This is a genomic window from Ktedonospora formicarum, assembly GCF_016587355.1.
Classification (GTDB): Bacteria; Chloroflexota; Ktedonobacteria; order Ktedonobacterales; family Ktedonobacteraceae; genus Ktedonobacter; species Ktedonobacter formicarum.
Window position 1 is genome coordinate 148,440 of the sequence record NZ_BNJF01000005.1, and the last position, 15,033, is coordinate 163,472.

The window sequence follows — 15,033 nt, forward strand, 5'->3', positions numbered from 1 at the left end:
GTTTGTGAAAGGGATGTTGTGTGCTGCTTTTCACGAGATTGCAGGAGGTTTTTCTATTTCTTCCAGGTATCTTGGTCGTATCCCGCTTTGGAAGAAAGTCCAAAGAGAAAGACTAGGTCAGACGATGTTCAAACTCCCATGGACTCAGGTACCCAAGCGTTGAGTGCCGTCGTACCCGGTTGTAATATCCCTCGATGTACTCAAAGATGACCTGCCGAGCTTGCTGGCGGCTCTGCAAATGGATGCGATACACACACTCTTTTTTGAGCGTGGCAAAAAAGCTTTCCATCGCAGCATTGTCGTAACAATTAGCCACTCGGCTCATGCTCACCTGGATGCCCAACTGTTCTAAGAACCCCAGGTAGGCCTGGCTGGTGTACTCCGATCCCTGATCCGAGTGATGCAGCAGATGCTTCTGAGGAGCGCGGCGGGCCAGAGCCATGCGCAAGGCGGCTTCGACCAACGCTTCATCATGCGTCGTGGCCATTGACCAGCCAACGATCATACGTGAGCATAAATCGAGCACCACCGCCAGGTAGAGCCAGCCTTCCACTGTCCAAATGTCAGTGATGTCCACAACCCACTTGCGATTGGGGTCATTGGCACCAAAATCACGGTTGAGCACATTCTCGGCCATCCGCACACCAGATTGGCGCTGAGTGGTGTGAACGTGATGAGGCCGATGACTGACGTGAAGCCCCAGCGATTGCATCAGACGCACGACCCGTTTGCGCGCACAGTGAATGCCCAGATCCCGTAATTCGGCATGCACCCGTGGGCTGCCATAGAGACCACGATGGGTCTGGAAAATGTGCGTAATCAGTTCGCAAAGATGGCCATCTTCTCGGGCATGCTGACTCAATGGACGAATGCGCCAGGCGTAGTAGCCGCTAATGGAGACCTCCAGCACCTGACACATGCGTTGGATGGGATACTCCTGGGCATGCTCCGCAATAAACTGAAATCTTACAGACGCGGGCGCGAGAAGATGGCGATAGCTTTTCCTCTGAACCAGCTGCGCCCAAGGCAAAAAAAGTCCCCCTGTGCCCGCATCAGGTGCGAGGAGAGCGAGAGAAGAAGCTAGGCGACGTGTTGCGGTGTCAGGTCAACGTGGTACCCAAGCCGCTCTAGCTGCTTGACCAATCGCCGTTGTTTCTCGTGTTGGTCTCGTTGGGTAAAGTAGTCTTCCCCTTTCTCTTCATAGGGCTGCCCCGTAGTGAGCATCTGGTAGTAGATCAGCAGAATACTGTGTCCCACCGCCACTGCCGCATGTTTGCGTCCTCGTCCCTTGCTCATCCGCCGAAATTGAGCTCCCAGGTACGTTTTGGTCTTTCCGGCAGCGTGACCTGCTTGCACCAGGATGGTTTTGGCATGTCGATTCCCTTTGCGCGTCCGTCCACTCATCCGCTTGCCTCCACTTTCATGCTGCCCAGGGCAGATGCCCACCCAAGAGGCGAGATGAGCCGCATCTGGGAAGGTCCCCAGGTCCCATCCGATCTCGGCAAAGAGCGTTTCCAACACGCGTTGACTGACCCCAGTGATCGCATCGAGTCGTTCCATCGTCTCCTTCTGAGGGGCAAGGCGCTCTTCGATTTCCCGATCCAGCCGTGCGATACTGCGCTCAAGGTGCTCGACCATCATGAGGAGTTCCCCCAACAAGAAGCAGTGATGGGCTCGCATGCAGCCTTGCAAGGCAGGAACCAAGGCATCCCGTTTGTGGGGCGCTCGTCGCAACGCCAGATCTGCTAACACTTCCGGCCTGATCTCCCCGGCGGCCAGGGCATGCAGAATGTCACGTCCTGTTTTGCACAACATGTCCGCGAAGATGGAACTCAACTTGATGTTGGTTTCCTCCAGCAATTTGTGGATACGGTTCACATGACGCGTTCGCTCTTGCTTGAGATTGCTGCGATAGCGGGTCAGATCGCGCAAGTCGCGCTGGGGTTGAGGTGGAATGAAGGAGGCTTTGAGGAGGCCATGTTGCAACAAATCAGCAATCCATTGGGCATCTTTGGTGTCGGTTTTGCGACCAGGGACTGCCGCGCATGTGCTGGGCATTGACCAACACGATCTCGAAGAGCCCCTCCATCAGGTTGAAAATTGGCTTCCAATAGACCCCCGTGGACTCGAGGGCCACATGCGTGCAGTGGGCAGCTTGGAGCCAATCAACCAAGCGGAGGAGATCAGGGGTGAGCGTGGAGAAGCGTTGAAGCTCTTTGTGCTGCTTGCCATCCTCGGTATACCAGATCAGACACGCAACCACGAAGCGCTTGTGAACATCAAGACCGCAACAACATTGGTAAAGCACATGCATGGCAACCACCCTCCTTGGTGAAACAGAGAGACGTTGGTGGGTGAAAGGTCACCAATGGGGTATCTGCACAGATGATACTTTCCTCTTCGTGCTTCCTCTCAAGGAGCGACATGCGGTGGTGCATTTCGATACCCAGGAACATCTTTTTAGCCAAGCTCAAGGCTTAACAAGCGTGAACTTCGTCCTGCGCGTTGGGACCCTTCCTTCCAAGTATACCTTGGTTCATCCGCGGTGGTGCTCCGAAGGAGCATGCCTCTTTTTAGAATATCACGCTCCTGTTGGACGACCTCTAACTCGTGCTTGAGGTGGCGAAGTTCCGCTTCTTCTGGACGCTGGTGTCCACTGCCTGGAAACGCCTGGACACCATGCTCTTCGTCTTGGGTTCGCCATCGCCAGAGGCTGCTTTCCGAAATGCCTAACTCGCGAGCAATTTGAGCCTGTTTCTTGCCGCTTTCGTGCAGCAGTCGCACAGCCTCCTGCTTAAATTCACGTGTATACGTGGGTTGATGCTCTGCCATTGTTGTCTCCTTGAAGGGTCTTCTTCTTTTACTTTAGACCTTCTCTCCAAGCGGGACAACACCAATCTCAGCTTTTGATATAATGCAAGCGTCAGCTAGGTATAGTGAATCCTTTTACAAGGTAATAAGAAAGACATGCTATAGTGGATCCCCTTGTCAAGTCCAAAAAAGTGTGCCAGCAAAGATACACAACCTCCTTCCAACTGAGTGTTAGGAAAGGGAAGAGAGACCTGCTCGAAAGGAGCTCTTCCTTCCATCATACTGAGCCATATCGCGTTTTTACGGACACATCTCTTGACATCCTGTGCGAAGCCGACCCTGCTCCTGTGCTTTGAGGGCAAAATAGACTGATGCGGGTGGACGGTAATCAAGCGCTTGGTGAAAGCGGTGATGATTGTAAAACTGGAAGTAGTTGCGCATTTGCTGTCTCGCCTCTTTTGGCGAGCCATAGTCATGCAAGTACACTTCTTCATATTTCACCGTTCTCCATAGTCGCTCCGTAAAAATATTATCCAATGCCCGTCCTTTTCCATCCATGCTGATTTGCACCCCTGCTGCCAAGAGCACCTGTTGGTACTGTGGGCTGGTAAAATGGCTCCCTGGTCACTATTGCAAATCGTCGGAATCGCCTGTGCCAAAGCCCGTTCGAGCGCGATCAGGACAAAAGGTAACTCCAATGTCTGATCCATTTCCCAGCTCACCACGTAGCGAGAGTACCAGTCGATGATGGCCACCAAATACATCCAGCTCGTTCTCAAGCGGATGTAGGTAATATCGAGCCTCCACACATGATTGGGGTATTGACTGGTCGTATGACGCAAGAGGGAGGGAAAAATGCCCTCCTTTCGGGTGCGTTTTGAGAGATTTGGGTCGGGACTGATGCCTTCGATCCCCATCTCGCGCATATGACGCTGAACAGCTTTCCGATTGACCAGCAAGCCATCCAGTCGTAACTGCTCTGTGATCTTGCGTGACCCATAGAACGGGCATTGCGTGTAGATCTCATCAATGCGGTGCTCCAATCGGACTTCTTCTCGCGAAGGCGGTTGCGGTTGGTAGTAGATCGTTGACCGATTCACGCTCAATACGTCCGCCTGCACCCGCACTGAAAGCTCTTCACTTATCCATTAATATATTCACAGACCCTCTCGACAAAGGGTCGGAGCAAGCGGTAAACTTGCTCAGTGATCTATCGAACAGGGAAGACGAAAGCATCCTCTTCACATCAGGCTCGACCTATTGAGAAAGTCCTCGCTTCGTCTTCCGGTGTTCCTGGGTAAACCGATTATTAGGAGATCGTGCCTTGATTGAGCACCACAGGATAAGTACACGTTGCCCCCAGGAACGTTTGTCTTGAGAAGGGAGCCTTCTATGTTCTATGCAGGCATAGACTGGAGCGATACGCATCATGACGTTCTGGTCATCGATGAGACTGGTTGCCAGGTGAATGCCCCGCTTCGAGTCAGCCATTCACCCGATGGGTTGCAAAAGTTGCACCTGTTCCTGCAAACTATCACTGGCCCAGAAGGGAAGGAAAACATGGCTTGCGTTGTCGAAACCTCTTCTGGTCTGCTGGTCACTTTTTTGCTGGAGCATGGGTGGTCGGTGTATCCAGTTCATCCGACCACTGTTGATCGTCGTCGAGCAGCTTCGGGAGTCAAGACCGACGCGATTGATGCCTATTTGCTCGCCAAAACAGGGCGAGCTGATTTTGCCGAACTGCGCCGTCTGACTCCAGATAGTGCGAAGATTGCTGAGCTCAAAGCGCTCACCCGTGATCAGGATGCATTGGTCCAGATGCAAACTCGCTTGGTGAACCAACTCACCGCCTGTCTCAAGGCATACTACCCCGTGGCTTTGGATCTCTTCGCCAAGCTTCAGCAACGTTCGACGCTGCTCTTTTTGCAGACGTATCCCACTCTGCAAGCAGCTCAGGCGGCCTCGGAAGAGCAGATCACTATGGTCCTCAAACAAGCGGGTCATACCTCGGCAGCCAAAGTGGCCCCAAAGATCGTTGAGCGCCTGCATCAGCCCCAGTTGGTGGCGAGCGTCATTACCACGCGCACCAAATCGCGTCTGGCTCTGGCGTTGATCGCTCAACTGCTGCCTCTGGTGGAGCAGATCGCCGAGTATGAGAAAGTGATTGAAGACCTTTTTTTGAGTCACGCCGACAGCGAGATCTTTAGCAGCTTGCCTCGTGCTGGCAAACGTCTTGCACCTCGTCTGTTGGCAGAGGTCGGGGATGATCGAAAACGCTACGTTGATGCGACGAGCCTGCAAGCACTGGCCGGGACCTCTCCGGTGATTTTTCAGAGTGGGACGTATACCAGGATTCATCGACGCCACGCTTGTATCAAGCCATTGCGCAATGCTCTGCACCAATTTGCCTGGCAGACCACGCAAACCGAGGCTTGGGCACTGGAGTATTATCAGCGCAAGCGCAAGGAGGGAAAAAGTCACAGTGTTGCGGTACGCGCCCTCTCCAACGTCTGGGTCCGGCTGATCCATGCGATGTGGCTCAAGCAGGAGTGTTATCAAGCAGCTACCTTTGAACGTGCGCGCCTTGAACACGCTCGACGAGCTGCCTGAAGTTCTTATTGCTCTAAGCAGTTCAGACGTACTCATTTGAGGCGCGAAAAATCCCTTCGTTTTTTCGCTTTCAATCTGGCGTGCTTTCTTCAGACCACACAAGTGAAGCGGTGTCAAGGAAAACGCAGTGGCTTGACACCGGTGAGCGGTGTGGTACGCTTGTTTGCGCCTGATTGGAGCGTCTTGCTCTTTTCGGTCCTTCACTCACTTTCTCCTGATGGGCTTTCCCCTATTGACATAGGCGATCTTTCTCGTTCGATCAAGCGTAACCGCTCATCTCGGCTCAAGTGCAATGCCAGATTTTTTTTCAACCAGTTGAGTTGGGTCGTTAACCTCCCAATTTCTCCATACAGATCGTTCAAGCGCTCTTCATATTCGGCCCGCATGGCTGCTTTCCCGTCTTTTTCCTCAAAGAGGCTGGCCATTCCTTCCACCACGATCGCTTTCCATCGCCTCAGCTGCGTCGGATGCACCTCATATTCTGCGGCTATCTGGGCTATCGTTTTCTCCTCTTTCAATACCTCCTGGACCACTTGCGCTTTAAAGCTGGCGGTATGTTGTCTTTTTGTGTTCATGTTCTGATTGTATCTTCCCCAGCCTCTTGTTTTGGTCCCGTTCTATGGGTCCATCATATGCAGCATCATCTTGGAACTGTTCGTATACCGTTCTCAATAGCTTCCATTGACAATTCTCTAGTGCCATATATTTTAGCGTTTCACCAACTTCATAGGAAGATTGGTGCTGGGAACCAGCGCTAAGGCGGTCTTTGGCTCGACCGGCTGATCTGAAAGCGAGACCAGCCGGTACCGTTGAGTCACCAGTGCCGGCATCACCTGCATCTCCATGAGCACAAAGCTATTGCCAATACAAATGTGTTGCCCTCCACTAAAGGGCAGAAAATAGTGCCGAGGCCGCCTCGCGACCTGCTCTGGCGCAAACCGTTCAGGATCAAAGCGCTCCATCGCCATCCTCCCAGATGGCAGGATGGCGATGGAGCATGTAATTGCTCCAGAAGACGGTGTACCCGGCTGGGATGTGGTAGTCATTGATCACGTCATCTTGGATGGTGTGACGCATTAACTGCCATACCGTCGGGTAGAGGCGCATGGTCTTATCGATGATCATCCCGCGTATAGACCAGCTTAGAGAGATCCTCCATTGTTGGCACACGACCCCCCAGCACACAATCCACCTCTTCATGTAGCTTCGCTTCCACCTCAGGATGCTGGGAGAGGAGATACCAGACCCAGGAGAGTGCATTCGCGCTGGTTTCATGACCCGCGATAAAGATGGTCTGAATCTCATCGCGTAATTCCTGATCGCTGAGTCCCTGCCCTGTCTCTTCGTCGACGGTGGCAAGCATCATGGAGAGCAGATTCCCCAGGTCCTCCTGCTGCTCTCGACGTTCGCGCATGGTGGCGTAGGAGATCTCATCCATTTGCTTGATCGCGGCGATGGGAGGGTGTGGGAAAGGAAAGCGGCGGAAAGGGCATACGCGCAAAGAATGATATTGACCAAATGGTTTCACGAAACCATTTGCTATTATCAATACATAGTGATGCCCATGCTTAGAAATGCCTTTGATTGGTATTCAATATAAATAGGATCTTGAGGTCAACACATTGACAGAGGGTATTTAAGAAATTTATACTATCGATAATGCCTACTTATAGGTTTAATGCAGATCATTTGTATGAAGCTATTGGTGTGCTAGATAGACAATATTTTTGTGTGTGTAAAAGCTGGTCGCTGCCATTTAATTGGTAGTATGGAATGGATTATTCTTTATGAGCCAGGTATTTCGTGAGTATCATTTAGTTGAGCAACTTGCCAGGAAGAGATCAAGTAGCCTTTACCTTACTGAGCACAGCTCTGATCCTGAGAAGCAGGCTGTAGTAAAAGTCTTTACCTCAGTCCAGTTTACCGAAGAACAAGAGCAGGCGCAATTCCTTCAGGAAATCTCGCTTCTCAGTCAACTTAATTTTCCACATATTCTTCCAATTCTTGATGCAGGTATTGAACGAATTCACCCTTATATTTTGACTCGTTATATTCCAAGCGGCTCATTGAAAGAGTTGTTGCGTAACGGTTCCCTTACACTTGAATCTATTATCCAAATCATAAAGCAGGTTGGCCAATCTTTAATGTATGCTCATGGTTGGGATATTGTTCATGCTAACTTAAAAACCGAGAATATCTTTCTGGAAGCTGATAATCATGTTCTCCTGACAGACTTTAAGATTCCATCTATATTCCAGGCTGTAACCCAAAGCAATATTCCAGGCGCTCGCATTGATACTCGCTCAGCTTGCTATATGGCACCGGAACAGTTTGATGGTATAACTAGTCCTGAGACTGACCAGTATGCTTTAGGTTGTTTAGCCTATGAGCTTTTGACTGGACAACTTCCTTTTATAGCTGCTTCTCTTTCGACCTTGCGCCAGCGACATATCCATGATGTTCCTACCACTCTGATATCCCTGCGCTCAGATTTACCTCCTCATCTTGATAAGGCTGTTTTGCAAGCAATGGCTAAACGTCCTGAGCAACGATTTGCTTCCATCTCTGATTTCTTAATGGCCCTGGAATATTCATCTCCAGAAAATGTAATCGATTCTGCAAGCTCCGGACCAGTAAAAGCTGTTCCTCCTATAGTGGCGGATGTTGAAGAGTCCCCTGAACTCTTGGATAATATATTGCCAAATCTGGAAGAAGAATCTGGCCCTCCCTTGGATACCTCGAATGACGCGACGCATGTAGACATTAGCAATTTGCATCCAGCTACTGCGTTAAGTATGCGCAAGCGTCGACCAATTCACATTACAGCGGTCGCTGTAATTGCAGCTTGCCTGGTGATTTTGTTGTCAGTTGCCTTCCTTCCTCGTGTTTTTGTGACTAGTGCATCTCTTACTTCCTCTGGCATCGCCTCTAATGGTGGTTCAGCTGATTCAGAAAATGGATCAACCTCTGGACAGCCTGGGACAACTCCTACATCTCAATCAAGATCAAATCGCTCTACTGGGCAAGAAGGCGCCAAGATAACGCCTACTACTCCTTCTGGCACTTCTAACACCAATGAGCCACCAAGCTCAAATCCAACTTCCCAGCCTACTTCTGTTCCTCCCACGGCAACACAACCTCGTCCAAAACCTACGCATACAAAACCTACACCTACTCCTTCGCCAACGCCTAAACCTACAGAGACATCCACACCCACCCCTACACCGACAGAGGGTTCGTGGTTTCCCAAACTCCCCTAGTAGTAAAGGAAGGATTAATGCACCCCCTTGCCTTGTTATAATTGAAAGTTGAGGGTACCTGACAATATTTATGAGCTCTCTGGATTTCCTATATTCGAGTAAGGTGCAGAAACTCGCTTATTGGTTTCCCTCTTTGGATATAATGGTTCGTAAGAAGAGGATACTTGATTGATAACATATCCTCTTACCTTCTTCTACTTTGCCATGGCGACCTGGAGTCTCTTCTTGTTTGATGGCTGCCCCTATCTCATTGAGGGAGAAGGTATATGCTTTTGTGGTTCCCAAGACCCCTTTACGAATGAACGTCATGATTTCTTCGAATAAGCGGCGGAGTTCTACTTCATTCTGTTTTTTACCCATTCTCCAAGCCAGAAGACCTCTAGAATACGATGCCCGGCGAGAATAAAACGAGGATCTGCTTCTACACTGATTGGTCCACCTGTCAGAGAGCCTAGACGAGCATGTGCCCTTCATTGTTCAGGGATTGATAGATCTGCGTTCCAGTTTCACCTGTCACCGGATCGATAGCATACTTTACACCTTGCGCACCAACAATGTTGCGCACCTGCTCATCAAATAGTCCCTCGGTGGAGACAATGACTGCATCAGCTCCCAATTGCTCAAGTTCTGCTACTGAGGCTCGACGGCGCACTACATTGATTGTTCGAATTCCATAATGCTGGGCTAATTTGATAATTATGCGTCCTATCTTCGATCCAGCGGCAGACTGTAGTAGTCACTCACCTCTGGGAATGGTAAGTCTGTGGCAAATCATGACAATGGCTGTTGCTGGATTGATGAAGAAGGAAGTTGCCTATTCAGTTGCGATATCGTCAGGCGCCGGAACCAGAAGTTTTTTAGGTGCAACTGCCTGTTCCGCTCAATCCCCACCTTTCACATTAATCACTATTACTCTTTGTCCACGGACGAAGCCCTGGGCGTGCTGACCCGGAACATCTACCTGCAAATAATAGGTCAGATGGGGTGATTGGGCTGGCTAGGATACGAACACATACCTCCTCATCGTCTGGCACTGGCTCAGGCACTTTCCGAAGCACCAGAACCTGTGCAGGTTCTCCATATTGATCGAATTGGATCGCTATCATGGAAACTGCATATCCTTCCTCTGTTAGGATTACCTCGATTATCTATTCTTTATTCCTTAAACCACTTGTATGCCAACAATGTGTGGTAGATCGATACAATTTTCCCAAGACTCACCGATGAAATAATTCTAGCCATGCTTGATCATATCTACCACGAATATGTAGTGCTAGTTGTTGCTAAGACGTGTTACTATCTCGAAGTCCCATGCCTTGTGCTAAAATAAGAAATGAGGTGCTAGCCAATACACAGAACAAGGCCAGCACCTCAAAGTCTTGTTTTTAACAAAATGGAGGACCTTACGAAATGTGCTACGATGATAATGCGCGCCCTCCTATACCAGATGGTTCACTGGGCAATGCGTATGGTGAGGACCTTGTTCTAACCTCTGCTGATGGAAACCGCTTTATGGCGTACCTGGCTCGCCCTGAGCAGACATCAGATAGGCAGGTCTTGATTTATCCTGATATTCGTGGCCTGCACCAGTTCTACAAAGACCTGGCATTACGTTTCGCGGAGTTGGGTATTGCGGCTTTGGCTATCGACTACTTTGGTCGTACAGCAGGTTTGACATCACGTGAAGAGTCTGTGTTTGAGTTCAGGCCGCATGTGCAGCAGCTTCAACTAGAGACGTTCTTCCAGGATGTGGAGGCCTCCTTGAGCTACCTGCGTCAGAATGTGGGCGCGCAAGGCTCAATCTTTACGGTGGGCTTCTGCCTGGGAGGGAGCTTTTCACTCTTATCGGGAACAAAGCCTGACCTTGGTCTCAAAGGTATCATCGCTTTTTATGCGGGTCTCTCACGTTCGTTTGGTGATGGTCCTAGTGTGTTGGATCAGGCTAAGAATATTACCTATCCTTTGTTGGGACTCTTTGGTGGCGCGGATGCTGGCATTCCTGTGAGTGATGTGCGAAAGTTGGAAGAGGCGCTGAAGCTGAAGGGGATTGACGAGAAAATTGTAGTGTATCAAGGGGCTCCTCACAGCTTCTTTGATCGTCGCTCCACCGATTTTGCGGAAGCGTCGTCAGATGCCTGGAAGCAGGTCCAGGATTTCATTTCTACCCATAGCTAATATCGGCTCATTTGCTACCTGTTGGATTATTGGCTAGTTGTGTTTGATAAAGACAGGTATATTCAAGTGTAACACCTAAATATGCATTTGAATATACCTGTCTTTATCTTGCATCTTGGCGGCTTTAGCATTTAGAAGCCTTTTACACATTATTATTGCCCTAATCCCACTGCGCTTAGATTTCATATAGAGTGGTTATGTGTTTGATGATCCAGTGTCAACTTCGATGACGATGGCCTCAAGCGCTTCCTCTTCAGTCCAGACTGTATGGTCGATATTAGAGGGCCAGAGCACGGCGTCACCGGCAGAGATGGCACGTTCTTCTCCTTTTTGGCCTCCAAGACGTACATAGCCAGCACCTTTAAGAACTATGAACAGGGTGAAATTAGAATTATGGTGTTCATCAATCGAGCCATGTGGTTCGATGTACATAGCAACGACGCTTGTTGGACTGTCTATCATGATTGGTTGTCCATTGAAGCGCTCTGCTATCAGGTCTGTGCTCATATGCGCGAAGGATGCCTTGTCAAATTGAATGGGGACTGCGAATACGCCGGGGTGCCCCCTTGGGACCTTCGTCTTGAGATCGGGAGAGAAACGTCGGATTGTGATCATTAAACCCTCCTAATTGCTGCTTAGGGGGAGTATAGCAGTGCAGGCGCAAAATATCACTGGTCTATTGGACGATGTGTTTATTCAACTTTTCAGGTATACTAGTATTGTAGTACAAGATAATTGCTGATGAAAAAATAAGTTCTGCGGTAATCTGTGATCAGGTCCTTTATTTCTCAATGCAGGCAAGTGCCCGTTCTCGTTTTAATCAAAACGAGAACGGGCACTTGCCTGCATTATCAATGCTAATTGGTTTATGCAGCGAGAGAGATGCGTACAACAACGGCGGTGATGTTGTCAGGCCCGCCCTCCTCATTAGCACGTGCGATTAGGCGTTTGGTGCTTTCCTCTGGCCCAAATTGTTGTGTGATGTCTCGTATCTCATCTTCCCCTACCTTGCCATGTAGACCATCGGTGCAGAGTACAAGTATATCGCTATTCTGGATAGGTTCGGAGGTGGTGAAGACTTCAATTTCGGAATTGAGGCCCATGCAACGAGTAATAACGTTATTCTTTCCCTGGGCTTGTGCTACCTCTCGTGTCATTGTCCCCAGGCGTACCTGCTCTTCAACCCAGGAATGGTTCTCCGCGAGTTGTAATATCTGGTTGCCACGAATGACATAAGCAAGGCTATCACCAATATTGGCGATATAGAGCCTTTCATCTTTAAGTACAGCAACAACACAAGTTGTCGCCATCCATTTCCCCTCTTCCCGCGTTCCACTCTCTTGATTGCGCCTATATATCTCCTGATCAGCGGCTTGTACGGACCGGCGTAGCGATGCCTCAATATCCTCGCCTGGGTCCTTGTAATAAGCTTCACGAATGCCTCGAACGGCGATATCGCTGGCGATATCCCCAAATTTGTGTCCGCCCATTCCATCCGCCACAACGAAGAGCGCGCCCTTTCTCTCCAGCAGTTTTGGATTATCTGGCAGAACGGAGAGCATGTTATCCTCATTCACAGCCCGTTTGAGGCCAATATCAGTAAGAGAGGCAGTCTGAAGGCGGAATTGTGTGGTAGCCATCAAGGATTTCCTTTCCATGCCGAGCAAGCGCTTGATGCGCGTTATCAGTAATTGCATATGCTCGGAACTGGCACTGGTGGCTACATCATAGAACAGGGAGGCCCAGAAGCGCGACAAGTTTCCCTGCCTTCGTTCATCGCGGTAGCAGTCGCGGAAAATTTGCCGCATCTGGTGACCATACGCGCGCCTGAACCCCTGTGGGTACAGGTAGAGGAGCAGGCTATACAATCTCTCGGCGTGTATCATGCCTCTCTGATCTGGCAATGTACTCATATGGTTCCTCCCGCAATGCCGGGCTGGGGTAATAGCTGCTTAATCTGTGCCACGCGAACGAGTTGCGCGAGACGCCGCGCCTCAGCCTGTGCGACCCGAAGCCCCAGGTCCGTCAAACGATAGTAGCGGCGGCGCTCATCGTCTAACACCGGATCGGGGCGCTCACCAGATTCCGCAATCAAGCCATCGGCGAGCATCCGTTTGATTGAGCCATAAAGCGTACCTGGCCCCATGCGTAGCTTGCCATCAGTGCGAGCTGCGACTTCCTGCATGATGCCGTAGCCATGCCGTTCTCCATCCGCCAGGGCAAGCAGTATGTGAAATACTGCAGGCGTTAGCGGGAGCATTCCTTCTGGATCGTGTTGAGCGTGTTTCATGAAACCATCCACTACTTTCAATGTGCTAGCAGGACATATCCTTATTCGATGCATCTTTAATAGATATATCCGTAGTTGTTATATACCATGCCCAATGAATATTTGTCAAGGGGCTGGATCTGACATCCCATCATAACTCGTTGGGAGGAGAAAGAGCGTGTAAGAAAGCGGTAATCTTGGGAGGCAAAGTCCCATGCTCAGAAGCGTAGCGCGAGAGAATGGCCTGAGTGGCCAGCATCTCCAGCAAACGTGCCAGACCGCGTAACAAGACGATCTTGCCAGGAAAGCGACCACGATGGGGAACAAATCCGCCGAGTTTGGCGAGCAATTGGACCTCTTCCCAGGAGAAGGTCACCCCCATCTCATACAAAAAGCCTGCTGCAACCCAAGCCAGAGCGACCAATGTCTTGATGGCCTGCCAATCAAGGACTTGCACCTCATCCCAGGCGAAGCACGTCTTGGTAAACTTGAAGCTCTCCTCGACTCCCCATCTTTGCCGATACATACAAAAGATGCGCATGGCCTCGGCTTCGGTTTCCGCCGGCCAGTCGGTGATCAACCACCACGGCTCCCACGGGCAATTGAGGATGCGCACCTGCACCAACCAGAGATCCTTGGGCAGGATCTGATCTGGCTCCTGGCTCAGACGACGAACCTCGCTGTGATAGGTGAGCCCAACTGAGCAGGCCGAAATTTCCACATCCACCTCTTGCCGCTTGGGATGAGCCTGCTTCCCCAGGGGCACCTCCATGTTGGTGCGTACCATTGCCAGCATCTTCAGCCGTTTGCTTGCCTCCTGTAACGGCCCCTTGCTCCAGGCCTTTGACTCTGTTTGCCATTGGACCAATCGCTTCCGCTGGCAGACTCGGCAGACCACGTGTTCCTGCTGCTCCCACATCGTGCGCCAGACCGCGACATCGTCAAAGCCACTATCGAGCACCCAGGTCACCTGAGACTGCACCTGGCCATCTTTCATTGCCTCATGCACCGTCATGAGCATGGTTTGGACTTCGGCGGGTTCGCTCACGAAACCGGGTTCCTCGCTACTGAACACTTTCTGATAGAGAATCCCCCGCTGCTTTGGGGTGACTGCCAGTACGGTGAGCGTACGGTAGCCCGGCACCAGTTTCTTGTTCTGATCGCGGACCTGCATCAGATATGGCATTTCTTGCGCATACGGTTTACAGAGCTCGGAGCCATCAGCAATGAACCACACCTCGTCCGCTTTGCTTTCCCGCAACTGCCCCACTCCCACTTGCCGCAAGCGTGCTGTCAGCTCCTCAGCGTCTAGCTCTGAGCGCTTGGTACTCTCTCCTTTGGCCATCCGCAACACCCGTTGCGCCCCATTCTTACTCTGGCTCAGTTCTTGAGAAGACGCTGCGATACGAGTGCCGATCACACTTCCACTCGCGATGATCCCCTTCACCGTTTCCAGCAATGCCCGCCACGTCCTGCGATCCCTTATCAAGCTTGCGAATGGCTTCAGATACGCTTGGAATGGGTCCGTCCAGGTGCTTCTCCATTCCATGTGTCTCATCCTTTCTCTCTGGTTTGGTTTCTCTCTTGATTCTAGCACCCTCCCTGGATTTATGAGTGGTTGTCAGGCTGGATAAGTTGTTAGATAGGGTTCATGCTTGCTTGAAAGCTTTTGAAGCCTGTTTAGAACTCGGCTTGTATTCCAACATCTCTAGCTACTTCTATGTTACGCGGTGTATCATCCCAGAAAATAATCTCTTTCGCTTGTGCTGGTTTTAGCTTGCCCAATACATGGTGGTAGAACTCTGGCTTGCTTTTGATATGTCCTACATAGGCGGATGAAAATATCCCATCAAAGCGCTTTGCTAATTCCATCTCTTCGAGAAGGTAAGACGTACGATATTGTTCTTA

Annotated in this window: 14 protein-coding genes and 4 pseudogenes; 3 read left to right on the forward strand and 15 right to left on the reverse strand. The window is 50.5% G+C overall.

Annotated elements, in window-relative coordinates; translation table 11 throughout:
- Nucleotides 1–112 precede the first annotated feature (112 nt).
- The 4 genes and pseudogenes from K3T82_RS36905 to K3T82_RS36925 all read right to left on the reverse strand — a co-directional run.
- Nucleotides 113–1,030: an IS3 family transposase gene (locus tag K3T82_RS36905; RefSeq protein WP_220198510.1), complete on the reverse strand. Its 918-nt coding sequence runs from the start codon at nt 1,028–1,030 to the stop codon at nt 113–115.
- 50 nt (nt 1,031–1,080) lie between these two features.
- Nucleotides 1,081–2,314: pseudogene (locus K3T82_RS36910) on the reverse strand (IS110 family RNA-guided transposase).
- A 254-nt stretch (nt 2,315–2,568) separates the two neighbouring features.
- Nucleotides 2,569–2,832 (reverse strand): annotated as a pseudogene (locus K3T82_RS36915) (transposase); the annotation flags it as partial.
- A 279-nt stretch (nt 2,833–3,111) separates the two neighbouring features.
- Nucleotides 3,112–3,953: pseudogene (locus K3T82_RS36925) on the reverse strand (IS3 family transposase); the annotation flags it as partial.
- 250 nt (nt 3,954–4,203) lie between these two features.
- Here K3T82_RS36925 and K3T82_RS36930 point away from each other — a divergent pair.
- On the forward strand, nt 4,204–5,421 hold the full coding sequence (locus K3T82_RS36930; RefSeq protein WP_220197662.1) for an IS110 family RNA-guided transposase: 1,218 nt from the start codon (nt 4,204–4,206) through the stop codon (nt 5,419–5,421).
- A 200-nt stretch (nt 5,422–5,621) separates the two neighbouring features.
- Here the strand turns inward: K3T82_RS36930 and K3T82_RS36935 are convergent, their stop codons facing one another.
- From K3T82_RS36935 to K3T82_RS36950, 4 genes are all read right to left on the reverse strand, one after another.
- A complete protein-coding gene (locus K3T82_RS36935) occupies nt 5,622–5,996 on the reverse strand; it encodes a transposase (protein WP_220198514.1) in 375 nt (124 codons plus the stop codon).
- A gap of 132 nt (nt 5,997–6,128) precedes the next feature.
- Complete coding sequence (locus tag K3T82_RS36940; RefSeq protein WP_236031801.1) at nt 6,129–6,467, reverse strand: cytochrome P450; 339 nt, start codon at nt 6,465–6,467, stop codon at nt 6,129–6,131.
- Nucleotides 6,370–6,621, reverse strand: a complete 252-nt coding sequence (locus K3T82_RS50455) for a cytochrome P450 (RefSeq protein ID WP_420799383.1) — start codon at nt 6,619–6,621, stop codon at nt 6,370–6,372. Before K3T82_RS50455 ends, K3T82_RS36940 begins: the two co-directional genes overlap by 98 nt.
- The gene (locus K3T82_RS36950) at nt 6,533–6,949 is read right to left on the reverse strand and encodes a cytochrome P450 (RefSeq protein ID WP_220198517.1); all 417 of its coding nucleotides are present in this window, start codon (nt 6,947–6,949) and stop codon (nt 6,533–6,535) included. The genes K3T82_RS50455 and K3T82_RS36950 overlap by 89 nt, the downstream gene beginning before the upstream one ends.
- A gap of 259 nt (nt 6,950–7,208) precedes the next feature.
- Between K3T82_RS36950 and K3T82_RS36955 the strand changes: the two genes are divergently transcribed.
- Nucleotides 7,209–8,681, forward strand: a complete 1,473-nt coding sequence (locus tag K3T82_RS36955) for a serine/threonine protein kinase (protein ID WP_220198518.1) — start codon at nt 7,209–7,211, stop codon at nt 8,679–8,681.
- A 117-nt stretch (nt 8,682–8,798) separates the two neighbouring features.
- Here K3T82_RS36955 and K3T82_RS48430 read toward each other — a convergent pair whose 3' ends face one another.
- A complete protein-coding gene (locus K3T82_RS48430; RefSeq protein ID WP_236031802.1) occupies nt 8,799–9,041 on the reverse strand; it encodes a hypothetical protein in 243 nt (80 codons plus the stop codon).
- 91 nt (nt 9,042–9,132) lie between these two features.
- Nucleotides 9,133–9,333, reverse strand: coding sequence for an MDR/zinc-dependent alcohol dehydrogenase-like family protein (locus K3T82_RS48435; RefSeq protein WP_236031803.1), 201 nt, complete (start codon nt 9,331–9,333; stop codon nt 9,133–9,135).
- Between the two features lie 758 nt (nt 9,334–10,091).
- Between K3T82_RS48435 and K3T82_RS36965 the strand changes: the two genes are divergently transcribed.
- Nucleotides 10,092–10,856 carry a dienelactone hydrolase family protein gene (locus K3T82_RS36965; protein ID WP_220198519.1) on the forward strand — a complete coding sequence of 255 codons (765 nt, stop codon included), beginning with the start codon at nt 10,092–10,094 and terminating at the stop codon, nt 10,854–10,856.
- Between the two features lie 195 nt (nt 10,857–11,051).
- Here the strand turns inward: K3T82_RS36965 and K3T82_RS36970 are convergent, their stop codons facing one another.
- From K3T82_RS36970 to K3T82_RS36990, 5 genes and pseudogenes are all read right to left on the reverse strand, one after another.
- On the reverse strand, nt 11,052–11,471 hold the full coding sequence (locus K3T82_RS36970) for a cupin domain-containing protein (protein ID WP_220198520.1): 420 nt from the start codon (nt 11,469–11,471) through the stop codon (nt 11,052–11,054).
- Between the two features lie 251 nt (nt 11,472–11,722).
- On the reverse strand, nt 11,723–12,769 hold the full coding sequence (locus tag K3T82_RS36975) for a PP2C family protein-serine/threonine phosphatase (protein WP_220198521.1): 1,047 nt from the start codon (nt 12,767–12,769) through the stop codon (nt 11,723–11,725).
- Complete coding sequence (locus tag K3T82_RS36980; protein WP_220198522.1) at nt 12,766–13,146, reverse strand: PadR family transcriptional regulator; 381 nt, start codon at nt 13,144–13,146, stop codon at nt 12,766–12,768. The genes K3T82_RS36975 and K3T82_RS36980 overlap by 4 nt, the downstream gene beginning before the upstream one ends.
- Before the next feature lie 130 nt (nt 13,147–13,276).
- Nucleotides 13,277–14,674 (reverse strand): hypothetical protein, encoded by a 1,398-nt coding sequence (locus K3T82_RS36985; protein WP_220194907.1) that lies wholly within the window; start codon nt 14,672–14,674, stop codon nt 13,277–13,279.
- Between the two features lie 131 nt (nt 14,675–14,805).
- Nucleotides 14,806–15,003: pseudogene (locus tag K3T82_RS36990) on the reverse strand (HAD-IA family hydrolase); the annotation flags it as partial.
- Nucleotides 15,004–15,033 lie beyond the last annotated feature (30 nt).

What these genes read in the sequence shown, in the direction of transcription:
- K3T82_RS36930 (WP_220197662.1), top strand. Translation starts at nt 4,204, where the DNA reads ATGTTCTATGCAGGCATAGACTGGAGCGATACGCATCATGACGTTCTG.
- K3T82_RS36935 (WP_220198514.1), bottom strand. Translation starts at nt 5,996, where the DNA reads ATGAACACAAAAAGACAACATACCGCCAGCTTTAAAGCGCAAGTGGTC.
- K3T82_RS36940 (WP_236031801.1), bottom strand. Translation starts at nt 6,467, where the DNA reads ATGACTACCACATCCCAGCCGGGTACACCGTCTTCTGGAGCAATTACA.
- K3T82_RS50455 (WP_420799383.1), bottom strand. Translation starts at nt 6,621, where the DNA reads ATGAAGAGGTGGATTGTGTGCTGGGGGGTCGTGTGCCAACAATGGAGG.
- K3T82_RS36955 (WP_220198518.1), top strand. Translation starts at nt 7,209, where the DNA reads ATGAGCCAGGTATTTCGTGAGTATCATTTAGTTGAGCAACTTGCCAGG.
- K3T82_RS48430 (WP_236031802.1), bottom strand. Translation starts at nt 9,041, where the DNA reads ATGGGTAAAAAACAGAATGAAGTAGAACTCCGCCGCTTATTCGAAGAA.
- K3T82_RS36965 (WP_220198519.1), top strand. Translation starts at nt 10,092, where the DNA reads ATGTGCTACGATGATAATGCGCGCCCTCCTATACCAGATGGTTCACTG.
- K3T82_RS36970 (WP_220198520.1), bottom strand. Translation starts at nt 11,471, where the DNA reads ATGATCACAATCCGACGTTTCTCTCCCGATCTCAAGACGAAGGTCCCA.
- K3T82_RS36975 (WP_220198521.1), bottom strand. Translation starts at nt 12,769, where the DNA reads ATGAGTACATTGCCAGATCAGAGAGGCATGATACACGCCGAGAGATTG.
- K3T82_RS36980 (WP_220198522.1), bottom strand. Translation starts at nt 13,146, where the DNA reads ATGAAACACGCTCAACACGATCCAGAAGGAATGCTCCCGCTAACGCCT.
- K3T82_RS36985 (WP_220194907.1), bottom strand. Translation starts at nt 14,674, where the DNA reads ATGGAATGGAGAAGCACCTGGACGGACCCATTCCAAGCGTATCTGAAG.